Below are 14173 nucleotides of genomic sequence, written 5' to 3'. Positions count from 1 at the left end.
TCAGTCTCCCTTGTGGCTTTTGGCGAAGTCTAGGCCAAGGATGGCCGCGCCGATGAGTCCCGGCTCCACTCGGCAGGCGGCGGGAACGACGATCGGATCGCCGAACTTGCGCAGGATGCGTGCTCGCAAGGCCTTGTCGATCCGGGTCAGCAGTTCCGGAACATTGGAGAGGCCGCCGCCGACGGGCAGGATGGTTGTTCCGGTGACATTGACGACGACCGACAGCGGATCGGTGAGGATGTCGACATAGACATCGATGGTGCGGTCGGCCTTGGCATCGCCCTCCTGCCAGTCGGCGATGATTTCTTCGCTGGTCAGTTGTTCGGCGTGAATATGCCGGTGCAGCTTTTCGAGGCCTCGCGCGCTGCAGATCGCGTCGATACAGCCGATCTGGCCGCAGCCGCACTGAAAGCGGGGCACGTGCATCGGAGGTGTGCCGGCCTCGGTCGGCTGGATCGGCCCATGGCCCCATTCGCCCGCAAAACCGCTTTCGTTGATCAGCTTGCCGTCGATGACGAGGCCGCCGCCGACGCCGGTGCCGAGGATGACGCCGAAGACAACCCGGTGGCCGCGGGCAGCCCCGATGCCGGCTTCGGCCAGCACGAAACAGTCGGCATCATTGGCGACGATCACCGGCAGGCCGAGCGCGGCCTCCAGATCGGCCTGCAGCGGCCGGCCATGGATGCAAGGAATGTTGGCGACGACGGCGTTCAAAGTGTCGGGATCGATGACACCGGCGATCGAGATCGCGATGCAGGCAGCGCGCTCACCGGCGATGGCTTCGGCTTCCGCGATGACCGATGCGAGCGTTGCGACGAAGGCGTCGAAATCGTGGATCGGGGTCGGTTGACGCGGGAAGGGGCGGATGTCTTCGGGGCTTGTTGCGAGCGCGCCCTTGATGGCCGTGCCGCCGATATCGAAACAGACGATCATGCGAAGGCTCTGCTCGGTTCAGCGCCCGTCGTGAACACGCAGGTCCCTGCGATCCAGGTCGAGTGGATGTCGAGATCCGGACCGAGCACGACGAAGTCGGCATCCTGGCCTTCGGTCAGGCTTCCCTTGGTCGGGGCGCCAATGGCTTCTGCGGGATAGAGCGATGCCATGCGCAGTGCCTCTTCCAGCGGCTGGCCGAGTTTCTCGTGCACGTAGCGAACGCAGGAGAGCATGTCGATGTCGGCGCCGGCGAGCGTTCCATCGGCAAGGGTCAGCCGGCCATCGCGGCGGTAGACAGTCCGGCCGTTCAGGTCGAAGCTTGTCTCATCAGAGCCAATGGTCGACATGGCATCGGTCACGAGGAAAATGTGGGCGGGGCCGGACTTGGCGGCGAGCGCGATCTTCATGGTGACCGGATCGACATGGAAGCCGTCGGCGATCAGGCCGCAATGTAGGGCAGCCGAGGTGAGAGCAGCGCCGACGAGGCCGGGCTCCCGGTTGCCGAGCGGGCTCATGGCGTTGAAAAGGTGGGTGACGAGCGTGGCGCCCGCCTCGACATAGGCTTCAACACTGGCGCAACTCGTATCGGTGTGACCGAGGCTCACGCGGTAGCCGGCCTCAACCAGGCGGTTGACCTGATCCGGTGTGACGCTCTCCGGGGCGACCGTGATCTTCGGAATGCCGAAGCGACCAGCCTGCGTAACGAGATATTCGAGATCGGCCTCCGTCATCGCGCGGATCAGGGCCGGATCATGGGTTCCCTTGCGGGCGATCGAGAGGTGCGGACCTTCGAGATGCAGGCCGAGATAACCCGGCTCGCCCGCCTTGGCTGCTACATCGCCGGCAGTGATCGCCTCGCGTTTAATCTCGGGCGCATCGGTGATCAGCGTGACCATCAGGGCCGTCGTGCCGTAGCGCGCATGCGCCTCGCAGATCGTGCGGATGCCCGAGACCGTCGGATCGTTGTTGAACAGCACGCCGCCGCCGCCGTTCACCTGCAGGTCGACGAAACCAGGGGCAATCAACGCATCGCCCAAATCCTGCCGCGGGACGCCGGCCGGCAGGTCGGACTTGCCCAGGATGGCCTTGACCCGGCCGTTGTCGACCACGAGGGCTGCATCGTCGTGGAACGCGTGCCCATCGAAGATGCGGCTTGCTGTGGTGGCGAAGGCTTGTCTCATTGGGTCTCGGTAACTTTCTTCAGTGCGACCGGCTTGTCGGGATTAAAGCCACGGGCACGGGAGAGGGATTCGATAAAGCCATAATAGGGAACGATCAGCGCCAGCGCATCCGTGATCGGATGTCCCGTCGCGACGAAGGGCAGTTTGTGACCGGCAGTCGCCTGATCCGAGGTGATGAAGCAGGTGGCATTGCTCGCCGCGAGCTTCGAGACGGTCCCGGCAATCGAGGCTTCCGCCATGTCGCGGGCGGCGAAGGCGACGACGGGGAAATCACGGCCGACGATCGAGACCGGGCCGTGCAGCACTTCCGCGGAGGAATAAGCTTCCGCATGCAGTTCGCAGGTCTCCTTGCATTTGAGCGCTGCTTCCGCAGCGATGGCAAGTGCCGGGCCGCGGCCGAGCATGTAGAGAGACTCTGCCGACTTCAGCGGATCGAGCAGGGCGCTCCAGTCGAGGGAGAGTGCCTTGTCGAAATGCTCGGGTAGGGCGTCCACGGCGCGGGTCAGCGCCTCGTCCCGGCTCCAGCTTGCCAGGATTGCCAGGCCCGCTACGATCGAATTGACGAAGGATTTGGTGGCGGCGACCGCAATCTCCGGGCCGGCCTTGATGTCGACGGCGAAGGTGGCTGCCTCGGCAAGCGGCGAGGGCAGGGTGTTGACGAGGCTTACCGTGGTTGCGCCGCCGTCGCGGGCGCCTCTGGCCATGGCGACAATGTCGGGGCTCGCACCGGACTGCGAAACGGCAAAGGCCGCAGCCTTGCCGAGCTTCATCGGCGTCTCGTAGATCGATGCAAGCGATGGACCGAGCGAGGCGACCGGGAGGCCCATCTGCAGCTCGATCGCATATTTGAGGAAATGCGCCGCATGATCGGACGAGCCGCGGGCGATGGTCACGACGACGCCCGGATCCTTGCCGCGCAGTGCGTTTGCCGCGTCTGATATCACGGTTCTGGAGCTTTCCAGCAATCGGGCGGCGGCTGCGGGGATCTCGTCGATCTCCTCACGCATCTTTGTGGTCATCGGGCAAACTTTCAGTCTTGAGGCTTCATGGGCGAGCCGATGCCGAGTTCGGCGACCAGGTCATAGGCGTCGCTGCGATAAAGCGCGCGCGACATTTCCATCACGCGGCCGGTTTCGAGATAGGCGATGCGCTGCACCGACAATGCAGCCGATCCGGGTGGCACGCCGAGCAGCTTGGTTTCCTCGTCCTTGAGCAGGACGGCCGAAATGCGCTGGTTGGCACGGACGGGCCGGATGCCGGCATCGAGCAGGCAGAGATAAAGTGAGTCCTCAATCTTATCCGGATCCGGCAGCAGATCGTCCGGCAGGCTGGTCCGTTCAAGCGCGATCGGCATGTCGTTGGCGGTTCTCAAACGATCGATGCGTGCCACGCGCGCGCCGCCGACGAGACCGAGCATCATGGTTTCCTCCGCCGTTGGATAAAACAGCCCGCGGCTCAGCCAGCGGGAACCTGCGACCATGCCGCGCCGGCGCATGTCTTCGGTAAAGGAGGTCAGCTGGCTGAGAGGCTGCTGCATGCGCGGGACGGGTTTTACGACGAATGTGCCGGAGCCGCGTCGGCGGACGAGCAGGCCTTCTTCCACCAGTTCGTCGATCGCCTTGCGTACCGTCACGCGACTGATCTCGGCCGCTTCTGCGATGTCGCGTTCCGCCGGCAGCGCGTCGCCATGCTTGAGGCGACCGGAGGCTACGGCATCCTCGATCATCTTGCGGAGCTTGACGTAAAGCGGACCGCCGCGAACCGATTGAAGCTGTTCCAGGGGAAGGGGCGTGCTCATGCGGTTCCTCTGGCCTTGTGGTCGATCGGCCGCAAGCGGAGGGGCGATGTGCAACCCGTCATCAACCTCGGCATGTTTCCGTCCCCCGCTGGTCTTTCCAAAAACAATACCAACCAGAAACCTATTTCGCAAATGGTTTTGAAAAGAGCATGTTCAATGATGGGGGGGCGCAGAAATTTCATCGCCAAAACAGCCGTTTGCAAGATTTATCCTCAGATTCTGAGGGTTCTGGCTTTACGATTGGACTAGTTTTGGTATCTTAAATTAACGATTGGAGAGGGGCCAATCAAAAAGCCTTTCCTTTTGCCGAGAAGCTGAAATGTGCGGCACTGGAGGATGGTGATTTTTCGCTCCTCATCCAATATCGACGACTGATGTGAAAACCATTTTCATCTGGCGTGGGAATTCCGCTTCCTGTGTTGACGATGTTGGATTTTTGACGCAGTCTGCGAAAAATAATTACGAAACCAGGGGAATGCATCATGAAGGTCGCCATTATCGGACTCGGATTCCGTCTTGGATATCTGGGTCGGGTGTTCAAGGAGATCGACCCGACTTTCGAGATCGTTGGTTATGTCGATCCGGCGCCAGCCGGCATGGCGACGCTCGACGAGCATGGTATCTCTCCCGGCAAGGCCTATGAGACGCCCGAGGCTCTGATCGCCGGCGAGGCTTTCGATCTTCTGATGATCGGTTCGCCGAACCACCTGCATCTCGACCATATCCGGACGGGCCTCGAAGCGGGCCTTACCGTCTTTACCGAAAAGCCAATCGTCACCAGCATCGAGGAAAGCTATGCGCTTGCCTCTCTGCTCAACACATACGGCCATGATCGCCTGCTGGTCGGTCTCGTGCTGCGTTATTCCCCGCTCTATCGTGATCTGCGCAAGGCGCAGGAAGAGGGGCGGCTCGGCAATGTCGTCTCGATCGAGGCGTCGGAGCATATCCAGCCCTATCACGGCGCTTTTTTCATGCGCGACTGGCGCCGTTATGGTCGTTATGCCGGCGGCTTCATGCTGGAAAAGTGCTGCCACGACCTTGATCTCTACAATGGTGTCGTCGGTGCCCGCCCGCGCTTCGTTGCAAGCTTCGGCGGCCGCAAGAGCTTCGTGCCGGAAAATGCGCCCGAGGCTTCCGGCGTCAACGATCTCAACGTCTATCACCGCAAGCCGAGTGGCTGGCAGGGCTCCGACAAGGTGTTCGACAGCGATGGCGACATCATCGATTTCCAGACCGCGATCGTCGAATACGAGAACGGCGTGTCGATGACCTTCCATACCAATCTCAATGTGCCCGACGAATTCCGCCGCTTCTGCGTGATCGGTTCGAAGGGCATGGCAGAAGGCGATTTCGTCCGCGGTTTCATGGATGTGCATGACGCGCGCACCAACGAGAAGGTCATCGCCAATACCTACAAGGCGCCATCTGCGCTTTCGCAGCATTACGGCGCCGACGAGCAGATGGCCGAAGATGTCATCGCCTTCGTCCAGACGGGTGCCAAGCAGCCCGTATCCGCAATCGATGCGCTGGAAGCGGGCATTCTCGCGCTTGCCATGGACGAGGCACGTCTCGGGCGCAAGGTTGTGGACCTGAAGTCGGTCTGGGAGAAGTTCGATGCCTGCCTGCACGGCGCGTCGGACACCTCATCCCGCGTTCGGTCGGCTTGAAGGAGCGGTCGGATGCAAGCTCGCCAAAGCGCCATCATCTTCGCCTGGCTGCTGATCGCGCCGGCTCTTCTCTATATCACCGCCATCGTCGCCTATCCGCTTGTCGATACCTTCATTCTCTCCTTCACCGATGCGTCGCTCCGCAAGACGACGAACTGGGTCGGCTGGGTCAACTACGAGAAGATCTTCAACGACACGTTTGCCACCGTCATCGTCAGGACCTTCATCTGGACCTTCTTCTCGGTGTCGATCAAGATGATCATCGGCACCTTCGGGGCAGCGATGCTGAATACGGCCGTGCCCGGTCGCACGCTCTTCCGTGTGCTCACCATGCCGCCTTGGATCGTACCGATGGCGATCGGCATCTTCATGTGGGGCTGGATGTATAACGGCCAGTTCGGCATGATCTCCGGCGTCCTGCAGCGTACAGGCGTGGTCGACGGTCCGGTGGCATTCCTCGCCTATGGCTCCACCGCCTTCTGGGCAACGATCTTCACCGATGTGTGGATCGGCGTGCCGATGGTGACGCTCTACATGCTGGCTGCCATGCAGGCGATCCCGCAGGATCTGTACGAGGCCGCATGGACCGATGGTGCTGGACGCTTCTACCGCTTCCGCCGCATTACCCTGCCGCTGATCCTGCCCGCGATGATCACCATGTCGATGATTTCGCTGATCTCGACCTTCAATTCCTTCGACATCATCTGGATCCTGACGCGTGGTGGGCCGAGCGGCGAAACCACCACCATGATCATCGACACCTATCACACGGCGATCGGCTCGAAGAAGTACGGCGAGGGGGCAGCCCGCGCGGTTCTGATCTGCATCTTCCTGTCGATCTTCTGTGTCGCCTATTTCCGCGTGACCAGCCGTCTTTCGCAGGAGCATGCTCGATGAGCTACGACAAGACAGCCCTGATCAACCGCTATCGCTGGTATGAACTGGTCGGCATCTATGCGGGCATCGCGCTCTTCCTGACTTTCGTGCTTGCGCCCTTCGTCGAAGGTTTCCTGGTGTCGCTGAAGCCGCTCAGCCAGCTCTTCTCTTCACCCTATCGCTTCTGGCCGGAAAACGGCTCGTTCGATGCTTACTTCACGATGTGGGACAGCGTGCCGGGCTTTGCCCGCTACATCTTCAACTCGTTCTTCATCTCGACGATTGCGACGCTCATCGTGCTTCTGCTCGTGGTGCCGGCTTCCTATGCCTTCGCTCGTTTCGAGTTCAAAGGCCGTGGCCAGCTGCTCGGAGCGTTTCTCGCGGTCAATATGTTCTCGGGTGCGGTCCTGCTCATTCCGCTCTTCCGACTGATGCGGACGATGGGCGTACTCAACACTTACTTCGCCATGATCGTGCCTGGCGTGGCCTTCCTCATTCCGACCGCCATCTGGCTCCTGCGCACCTACATGATGCGCATCCCTCGGGAGCTCGAAGAGGCGGCCTATGTCGATGGGGCCAGCTATTTCTACACCTTCCGCCGTGTCGTCTTGCCGCTCGCCATGCCGGGGATCGCGGTCGTTGCCATCACCACCTTCATTTGCGCCTACGCCCAGCAGTTCATTTTCGCGCTGACCTTCAACTCCAAGACCGAATACATGCCGCTGCCGATCGGGCTGTTTGCCTATTTCGGGCGGCAGGAGGTCATTTGGAACGAGCTGATGGCGGCGAGCTTCGTCGGCATCGCGCCCGCCATGATCGTGATCTTCTTCCTGCAGCGCTACCTCGTCAGCGGGCTGACCGCTGGTGCTGTGAAATAGAGGCTGCCAAACAAAAATTCGGGCCAACCGGACGCTTTCAACCTGTCAACAAAGGGGAACTACCGATGACAAGAAAACTGACCATGCTCGCAGGCTCGTTTGCCCTGCTCGCAAGCTCGGCGCTCACCACGCTTGCCGCGGACCAGGAAATCAGCTGGATCTATTGCGGTGATGTGATCGATCCGATCCATCAGAAGTATATCGCCGAATGGGAAGGCAAGAACGAAGGCTGGAAGGTCAAGCCAGAAGTCGTCGGCTGGGAGCAGTGCCAGGATAAGGCGACCACGCTCGCCGTCGCAGGCACGCCGGTTGCCATGGCCTATGTTGGCTCGCGCACGCTGAAGGAATTCGCCCAGAACGAGTTGATCGTTCCGGTTCCGATGACGGATGAGGAGAAGGCCTCCTACTACCCGAACATCGTCGACACCGTCACGTTTGACGACACGCAGTGGGGCGTTCCGATCGCCTTCTCGACCAAGGCGCTCTACTGGAACAAGGACCTCTTCAAGCAGGCCGGCCTCGACCCGGAAACCCCGCCGAAGACCTGGGCCGAAGAAATCGAGTTTGCCAAGCAGATCAAGGAAAAGACCGGCATCGCCGGTTACGGTCTGCCGGCCAAGACCTTCGACAACACGATGCACCAGTTCATGCACTGGGTTTACACGAACAACGGCAAGGTCATCGACGGCGACGACATCGTCATCGACAGCCCGGAAGTTCTCGCCGCCCTCCAGGCCTACAAGGACATCACGCCTTACTCCGTCGAAGGTGCGACTGCCTATGAGCAGAACGAAATCCGCGCCATCTTCCTCGACGGCAAGGTCGGCATGATCCAGGCCGGTTCGGGCGCTGCCTATCGCCTCAAGGACACCCAGATCAATTGGGGTGTTGCCCCGCTGCCGCGCGGTCCGTCGGCCCAGGGTGAAGGCACACTGCTGATCACCGACAGCCTCGCGATCTTCTCGGGTTCGGGCGTCGAGGAAAAGGCGATCGAGTTCGCCAAGTACATCACCTCAACCGATATCCAGCATGAATACGAGCTGCAGGGCGGCGCTGGCCTCACCCCGCTGCGTCCGGGTGCTGTTGTCGACCAGTTCGTCGCCAATGAGCCGTTCTGGAAGCCGTTCATCGACGGCATCGAATATGGTGGTCCGGAGCCGCTCTTCACCGATTACAAGGGCTTCCAGAACGTCATGATCGAATTGGTCCAGTCTGTCGTTACCGGCAAGGCTGAGCCTGCTGACGCGCTGAAGAAGGCTGCTGCCGATCTCGAGCAGTACAAGTAATCTCGGGCAACTGAGGCTCCGCGGGCCGGGATCGGCCCGCGGATTTCATCAAGCGGATTTGGCCGGTCCTTGAGGGAACGGCAATGGAGACTGAGGGTCGTGGGTCAGCTATTTCTGAAAAAGGTGCGCAAGTCGTACGGGCATTTCGAGGTCATCAAGGGTGTCGATCTCGAGGTTAAAGACGGCGAGTTCGTCGTTTTCGTCGGGCCGTCGGGCTGCGGCAAGTCCACGCTCTTGCGCATGATCGCGGGCCTCGATGACACGACCGATGGTGACATCGTGATCGACGGCGAGCGCGTCAATGACAGGCCGCCGGTCGAGCGCGGCATTGCCATGGTCTTCCAGTCCTACGCACTCTACCCGCATATGTCGGTCTTCGAGAACATCGCCTTTCCACTGCGCGTCGAGAAGCTCCCGGAGGAGCAGATCCGCGAGAAGGTCGGCGCTGTTGCCAAGATCCTGCAGCTCGACCAGCGCCTGCAACAGCGTCCCGGCCAGCTTTCCGGCGGCCAGCGCCAGCGTGTTGCCATCGGCCGTGCGATCGTGCGCGAACCGAAGATCTTTCTCTTCGACGAACCGCTCTCCAACCTCGATGCGGCCCTGCGCGCCGACATGCGCATCGAACTCACAAAGCTTCATCGCGACCTCGCGGCGACGATGATCTACGTCACCCACGACCAGGTCGAGGCCATGACCATGGCCGACCGGATCGTCGTGCTGAACGCCGGCAACATTGCCCAGGTAGGGGCGCCGCTCGAGCTCTATCACAAGCCGCAAAACACCTTTGTCGCCGGCTTTATCGGCAATCCGAAGATGAACTTCGTGCCGGTCACATGTATTGGGGTCGACGCGATCGGCGTAACGATTTCCTATGAAGGCCAGACGGCGATGATCCCGGTCGATGGGCGCCCAGATCTTGTCGGCCAGACGCTGACGCTCGGCATTCGCCCCGAACACACGCGTCTCAGCGATGGCGACATCAACATCATGGTGACGCCTTCCGTCATCGAGCGTCTGGGCATCAACACGATTGCCTATGCCGCACTGCCGAATGGTGAACCCTATTGCGCCCTGCTTCCAGGGTCTGCTCCGGTGCGCGCCGAGCAGCCGATGATCACCGGTATCATGGCCGCAGATTGCCATCTTTTCGACGCGGATGGCCAGGCGCTGGAACGGCGCATCGACTGGCGCACCCTTGACCTTCCGGCATCCGTTACGGCTGCCGAATAGAGTTCCTCCCGGCCATGCCAAAGGCCAATCCCCTGGTCCGCCTTCGGGCGGACCTTTTTTGTTAGGGGCGTGAGCTTGTCTATGAAGTGTCCTGCGACGGTTACGTCAGCGTGCGCGTTAGGGACGAACGTGGAAAACCTTGGAGCCTCTTGCTTTTCCACTGTCCGGTCGGGGACATTTAAGCGTCATCGAATGACTCGATGCCTTAAGGTCCAATGAAAGGCTCCGAATGAAAGAACCTGAGAATGAATTTCGCTTGAAAATTGCTGCCGCTGAAATGGTGGCGAAAGGTCCATTTGCCATTGCTGTTGTGGCAATAGTTCTGATCTTCGGCCAGACTGATCTAATCGCAGCACTCATTCCCTGACGGACGATCCACCTCCTTGAAGAACTACCCCGCCGTACGGAGAAAGCGGCGGGACTCAACGAGAAAGCCCGCGTGACTCCGCCCATTTGCTTCAATCCGGAAAGCCATCGAACTGCGCCAGGTCGTCGAGAATGTCGTACCAGGGCGATTTCGAGCCGACGAAGATATGCATTGAGGGCCTCATCGACGGCGGATCGATGAGCGTGCCCATGGGGACATGGACCTTCACGTTGCCGTTCTCAGCGATCCATGAATAGACGAGAGAGCCGCAGGTGCGGCAGTGCATGTCATGAATGCCGTTGGGATCGCCGTGGCGGAACAGCGCGTCGCTGCCTGATGTGATCGTGAAATCTTCAGGTGCCACACCCGCGATCGGCTTGAAAGCCGAGCCCGTCGTGCGGCGGCATTTCGAGCAGTGGCAGTTCATCGCATAGAGGAAACGGTCGGCGATTTCGTAGGACACCGCACCACACATGCAGCCGCCGCGCAGCCGGCGGAAACCCTGCAACTGACTGTGCTCAGCCATGCTTGTCCTTCCATGCTGGGGCCAGGAATCTGTTCATCGCAGCACTACGCTGCCGAACGAATGTCCGTCTCCGCGAAGTCTTTGCCCTTGAACAGCAGCGGTTCATCGAGATCCTTGGCGAGGGCGTAGGCAAAGCAGTCGCCAAAGTTCAGTGCAGCTCTATGCCTGCCCTTGCCGAAATCGAGAAAGGCCTGCCGCGCCAGATTGCCTTGCTCGACCGTCACTGGCTCAACGCTGATTGCCGCGCGGCGGAAGAAAGCCTCGACCTGCCTCATTCCCTCCGGTCCGAGTTGCTTTTCGATCACCATGGATAGCTCGACAAGGTTAGCCACGCTGGTCCGCGTGACTGCTGCGTCGTGGATCAGCCGCGTGAAGTTGGGAGCCTCCGGTTCACCGTAGAAGATCGCCACCATGGCTGATGTGTCGACAATCATTTCGGCAGGCCATCTTCGTCATAGAGAAGCTCGGCGTGATCGGCGTAGGGCTGCTTCAGATGCGCTGCGGCCCGGTTTGCGATCATCAATAGCTCGTCGACGGAAGCCTTGCCGTTCTGCTTTTCAAGCTGCGCGTACCGCTCGCGCAGAGCATCGGTCACAACACGGCTCATGCTCTGCCCCGTGGCAAGGGCGATCGCCTGAGCAAGGCGATGTGCTTCGGGATCTTTTATGTTGAGACTCATGTCGTGACCACGTTCTACCCAGGTAGCTATAATTCTATCATTCTACCTCCATTCACGACCGTTTCAAAGCATAACGCGTTCAATATGGCAGGTGTCCTGAGGGAGAAAGCCAAGCTAGCAGTGACCCTGACTACCATCTAAGGCAGGCTCTTCGTTTTGGTGCTGTTTTACCAGACGAGCCCGCGCGCCGCGACCTCTTCCACTCTCGTGACGATCCCGTCGCGGTGAAAGGTCATGATGTCGAAGAGGTTCGATACCACGCAGGTGTGGTTCGGGATTATCCTGACCTTTTCGCCGATCTCTGGGCGCCGTCCCTTTACCTTCGATAGATCAACCGTGCCATGCTCTTCGGAGAGGCCGGAGATCACGGCGTCCGGGTACTCGACGATCATGCCGTAGTCGGAGAAGCCGAGGAGGTCCGAGGTCAGCGCTTTGGAGCCGGCGTCGAGGATGGCGCGATCGTCTGCCGGGCGCGAGACGACGGTGGCCAGGATGTGCATGGCACAGTCGTCGAGGCTGCAGTGACCCGAGCGGGCCATGGCGCGATCGTTGTAGACATAGGTGCCGGCCCGGTGCTCTGTCGCAGATGTGACCTTGTGCGCAGAGAAAAGGCTGGGCGTGCCGCCATTGGAGACAATCGGGCAGGGTATGCCGCGGGCGGAGAGGCCGGTAAGCGTGGCGGCGAAGAAGGCCTCGACGGCTTCTTCTGTGTCTGCCTTGGGGTAGGTCAGGATGCCGCCGAAAGTGAGGCCGGGGGCAGCAGCGATCGTCTCGGCGAGTGCCATGGCTTCTTCCGGGCTCTGGACACCACAGCGTCCGCCGCCCGTGTCGCATTCGACGAGGACGGTCAGCGGGCGGGTCTGGGAGAAGGCGCAGGAGAGGCCGCGCACGGTTGCCTCGCTGTCCGCGACGACCTTCAGGCCGGAAATGCGGGTGTTGAGGGCGACGAGACGCTTGTGCTTCTCGCTGCCGAGAATGTTGAAGGTGATCAGTAGATCTTCGAAACCGTGATCGGCGAAGACCTCGGCCTCTGTGATTTTCTGGCAGTTGATGCCCTTCGCGCCCGCCTTCACCTGTTCGGCAGCAATGGCCGGGATCTTGTGGGTCTTGATATGCGGGCGGAAGGCGAGGCCGTGGCTGTCCATATAGCTCTGGACGCGGGCTATGTTGGCGGCAAGCCTGTCTTCGTCGATGATCGGCAGCGGTGTCGACAGTTCGGCAATCGGCTGGCCTGACTTTGGGCGGGTGAGTACCATCATGCGGCCTCGCTGCCTTCGGGCGTCTCGTGCGGATTGGCCGTGATCGGCCAGATGTCGCGGCGCACATGGCGATAGGCGGTCTTGGCCGGATCGTTCGGATAGGGCGTTCCCGCGGCGCAGTAGAGGATTTCCGAGGCGATCTGGGAGAAGGCCGCATAGAAGTGGTTGGTCGACTTGATGACCAGAAGATGCTTTTCCGTCGGGTCTATGCCGAGTGCCGTGAAGAGCGATGGGTCGTAGCTCTGGACTCGGACCGAACTCAGGATGATGTCGATGCCTTCGAGCCGGATATGGGCGGCATCGCCGAAGGGCGCGATGCTGTCGCCGAAACGCATTTCAGCATTCGGCACTACCTTGACCACCTTCACCAGCCCATCGATCGGATGGCCGGTGCCGGGCGCTGATTTCGCGCCGAACCGCAGCGGGATCTCGGCGCCTTCGCCGGCGGCCATGCAGATCTGAACGGCAATTGGATCCCAGATCATGCCGACCGCGGCGTTCGTGACGCCACGCGCCAGCATTTCCGCGAGGATCACGGTTGCATCACCCGCCGTGCCACCGCCCGGATTGTCCCACATGTCGGCGATGACGACGGGGCCTTCCGGATAGGCAAGCGCCTGATCGAGCGCTGTTTTCTCATCGATCTGGGGCATCATGAAGGTGCCGCGTTTGGAGAACAGATCAAGGCCGAGTTCGCGTGCGAGAATGGCACCCTTTTCCGGATGGCCATTGGTGACGGCGATTGTCTTGGTGCCCATTTCCGGTACGTCGCCGGCCATGAAGCCATGAATGACGGAAAGCGACAGCACCTCCGGATCGACCTTTTCGATGGCCATAAGCCTGTCAACAAAGCTGCGCATGGGTTCGCGCGAGGTCGGGAAAATATCGATCATCCGGCAGTCGAAGACGGACATGACCGGCTTGACGCGGCCCTCCAGCGTGTCGACAGCGATGCGCCACAGGTCTTCGGCCCGATCGACGAAATCGGTATGCGGAAATTCCTTGAAGACAACGAAGAAATCGGCGGCTGCCACGCGCTTCGCCGTCAGGTGGCTGTGCGGATCGAGTTCGGCGCAGAGCAGGATATCAGGGCCGATGATCTCGCGGATCTTGGTCAAGAGATCACCTTCCGGGTCGAGATATCCGTCGGCGACCATGGCGCCATGCAGACCGAGCACGACAGCGTCGACGGGCATGGCTGCGCGGAGTTGATCCAGGATCTCGTCGCGCAGGCTCTCGAAGGTCTGTCGGTTGACGAGACCCGCGGGGTCCGCCCAGGTCGCAGTACCCTCGATCAGCGTCCAGCCCTTGTCGGCGCAGACCTTGCGACCGACCGTGATCGGCGCGGTACAGAGCGTCGGCGTTGCCGGGTGTTGTCCCGGAGGTGCATAGAGCGAATCCTCGAAGGCGCGCCGGTCGATGCAGATCGGGGAGAAGGTGTTCGTTTCCGTTGCAAGCGCGGCGGTGAAGATGCGCAAGGGCCGACCTCCGGG

General features: G+C 60.9%; 15 protein-coding genes. 6 read left to right on the top strand and 9 right to left on the bottom strand.

The genetic code is table 11. The annotated features are described in order from the left end of the window. Genes QWE_RS03865 through QWE_RS03850 form a run of 4 tightly spaced genes read right to left on the bottom strand, consistent with a single transcriptional unit; the run spans window position 1 to window position 3912 of the window. Window positions 1-933 (bottom strand): ROK family protein, encoded by a 933-nt coding sequence (locus tag QWE_RS03865; RefSeq protein ID WP_006724769.1) that lies wholly within the window; start codon window positions 931-933, stop codon window positions 1-3. Next, window positions 930-2114 carry an N-acetylglucosamine-6-phosphate deacetylase gene (nagA, locus tag QWE_RS03860; RefSeq protein WP_006724768.1) on the bottom strand — a complete coding sequence of 395 codons (1185 nt, stop codon included), beginning with the start codon at window positions 2112-2114 and terminating at the stop codon, window positions 930-932. Before nagA ends, QWE_RS03865 begins: the two co-directional genes overlap by 4 nt. Continuing rightward, window positions 2111-3133 (bottom strand): SIS domain-containing protein, encoded by a 1023-nt coding sequence (locus tag QWE_RS03855; protein WP_006724767.1) that lies wholly within the window; start codon window positions 3131-3133, stop codon window positions 2111-2113. Before QWE_RS03855 ends, nagA begins: the two co-directional genes overlap by 4 nt. Before the next feature lie 11 nt (window positions 3134-3144). Next, complete coding sequence (locus tag QWE_RS03850; RefSeq protein WP_006724766.1) at window positions 3145-3912, bottom strand: GntR family transcriptional regulator; 768 nt, start codon at window positions 3910-3912, stop codon at window positions 3145-3147. 482 nt (window positions 3913-4394) lie between these two features. Here QWE_RS03850 and QWE_RS03845 point away from each other — a divergent pair, with 482 nt between their 5' ends. From QWE_RS03845 to QWE_RS25195, 6 genes are all read left to right on the top strand, one after another. Beyond that, on the top strand, window positions 4395-5579 hold the full coding sequence (locus tag QWE_RS03845; RefSeq protein WP_006724765.1) for a Gfo/Idh/MocA family protein: 1185 nt from the start codon (window positions 4395-4397) through the stop codon (window positions 5577-5579). A gap of 12 nt (window positions 5580-5591) precedes the next feature. Further along, window positions 5592-6476: a carbohydrate ABC transporter permease gene (locus QWE_RS03840; protein ID WP_006724764.1), complete on the top strand. Its 885-nt coding sequence runs from the start codon at window positions 5592-5594 to the stop codon at window positions 6474-6476. After that, entirely contained in the window at window positions 6473-7333 is an 861-nt protein-coding gene (locus tag QWE_RS03835; protein ID WP_006724763.1) for a carbohydrate ABC transporter permease, read from the top strand. Before QWE_RS03840 ends, QWE_RS03835 begins: the two co-directional genes overlap by 4 nt. Window positions 7334-7398: 65 nt before the next feature. Further along, window positions 7399-8619 (top strand): ABC transporter substrate-binding protein, encoded by a 1221-nt coding sequence (locus tag QWE_RS03830; RefSeq protein WP_040299437.1) that lies wholly within the window; start codon window positions 7399-7401, stop codon window positions 8617-8619. A gap of 99 nt (window positions 8620-8718) precedes the next feature. Continuing rightward, on the top strand, window positions 8719-9849 hold the full coding sequence (locus QWE_RS03825) for an ABC transporter ATP-binding protein (protein WP_006724761.1): 1131 nt from the start codon (window positions 8719-8721) through the stop codon (window positions 9847-9849). A gap of 229 nt (window positions 9850-10078) precedes the next feature. Next, window positions 10079-10216: a hypothetical protein gene (locus QWE_RS25195; RefSeq protein ID WP_157790668.1), complete on the top strand. Its 138-nt coding sequence runs from the start codon at window positions 10079-10081 to the stop codon at window positions 10214-10216. Between the two features lie 91 nt (window positions 10217-10307). Here QWE_RS25195 and QWE_RS03820 read toward each other — a convergent pair whose 3' ends face one another. From QWE_RS03820 to QWE_RS03800, 5 genes are all read right to left on the bottom strand, one after another. Beyond that, a complete protein-coding gene (locus QWE_RS03820; RefSeq protein WP_006724760.1) occupies window positions 10308-10742 on the bottom strand; it encodes a GFA family protein in 435 nt (144 codons plus the stop codon). Between the two features lie 44 nt (window positions 10743-10786). Continuing rightward, window positions 10787-11155 (bottom strand): type II toxin-antitoxin system VapC family toxin, encoded by a 369-nt coding sequence (locus QWE_RS03815; protein ID WP_240532501.1) that lies wholly within the window; start codon window positions 11153-11155, stop codon window positions 10787-10789. A gap of 17 nt (window positions 11156-11172) precedes the next feature. Continuing rightward, window positions 11173-11421, bottom strand: coding sequence for a type II toxin-antitoxin system VapB family antitoxin (locus QWE_RS03810; RefSeq protein ID WP_006724758.1), 249 nt, complete (start codon window positions 11419-11421; stop codon window positions 11173-11175). 167 nt (window positions 11422-11588) lie between these two features. Continuing rightward, on the bottom strand, window positions 11589-12680 hold the full coding sequence (locus QWE_RS03805; RefSeq protein WP_006724757.1) for a D-TA family PLP-dependent enzyme: 1092 nt from the start codon (window positions 12678-12680) through the stop codon (window positions 11589-11591). After that, entirely contained in the window at window positions 12677-14158 is a 1482-nt protein-coding gene (locus QWE_RS03800; protein WP_006724756.1) for a M81 family metallopeptidase, read from the bottom strand. The genes QWE_RS03805 and QWE_RS03800 overlap by 4 nt, the downstream gene beginning before the upstream one ends. Between the last annotated feature and the right edge of the window lie 15 nt (window positions 14159-14173).

Origin of the sequence: Agrobacterium albertimagni AOL15 (assembly GCF_000300855.1) — a bacterium.
Lineage (GTDB): Bacteria > Pseudomonadota > Alphaproteobacteria > Rhizobiales > Rhizobiaceae > Allorhizobium > Allorhizobium albertimagni.
The sequence above is the reverse complement of the archived record's forward strand: the minus strand, read 5'-3'. Positions and strand labels throughout refer to the sequence as shown.

What these genes read in the sequence shown, in the direction of transcription:
- QWE_RS03815 (WP_240532501.1), bottom strand. Translation starts at nt 11,155, where the DNA reads ATGGTGGCGATCTTCTACGGTGAACCGGAGGCTCCCAACTTCACGCGG.
- QWE_RS03835 (WP_006724763.1), top strand. Translation starts at nt 6,473, where the DNA reads ATGAGCTACGACAAGACAGCCCTGATCAACCGCTATCGCTGGTATGAA.
- QWE_RS03865 (WP_006724769.1), bottom strand. Translation starts at nt 933, where the DNA reads ATGATCGTCTGTTTCGATATCGGCGGCACGGCCATCAAGGGCGCGCTC.
- QWE_RS03855 (WP_006724767.1), bottom strand. Translation starts at nt 3,133, where the DNA reads ATGACCACAAAGATGCGTGAGGAGATCGACGAGATCCCCGCAGCCGCC.
- QWE_RS03820 (WP_006724760.1), bottom strand. Translation starts at nt 10,742, where the DNA reads ATGGCTGAGCACAGTCAGTTGCAGGGTTTCCGCCGGCTGCGCGGCGGC.
- QWE_RS03850 (WP_006724766.1), bottom strand. Translation starts at nt 3,912, where the DNA reads ATGAGCACGCCCCTTCCCCTGGAACAGCTTCAATCGGTTCGCGGCGGT.
- QWE_RS03845 (WP_006724765.1), top strand. Translation starts at nt 4,395, where the DNA reads ATGAAGGTCGCCATTATCGGACTCGGATTCCGTCTTGGATATCTGGGT.
- QWE_RS03830 (WP_040299437.1), top strand. Translation starts at nt 7,399, where the DNA reads ATGACAAGAAAACTGACCATGCTCGCAGGCTCGTTTGCCCTGCTCGCA.
- QWE_RS25195 (WP_157790668.1), top strand. Translation starts at nt 10,079, where the DNA reads ATGAAAGAACCTGAGAATGAATTTCGCTTGAAAATTGCTGCCGCTGAA.
- QWE_RS03805 (WP_006724757.1), bottom strand. Translation starts at nt 12,680, where the DNA reads ATGATGGTACTCACCCGCCCAAAGTCAGGCCAGCCGATTGCCGAACTG.
- QWE_RS03810 (WP_006724758.1), bottom strand. Translation starts at nt 11,421, where the DNA reads ATGAGTCTCAACATAAAAGATCCCGAAGCACATCGCCTTGCTCAGGCG.
- nagA (WP_006724768.1), bottom strand. Translation starts at nt 2,114, where the DNA reads ATGAGACAAGCCTTCGCCACCACAGCAAGCCGCATCTTCGATGGGCAC.
- QWE_RS03840 (WP_006724764.1), top strand. Translation starts at nt 5,592, where the DNA reads ATGCAAGCTCGCCAAAGCGCCATCATCTTCGCCTGGCTGCTGATCGCG.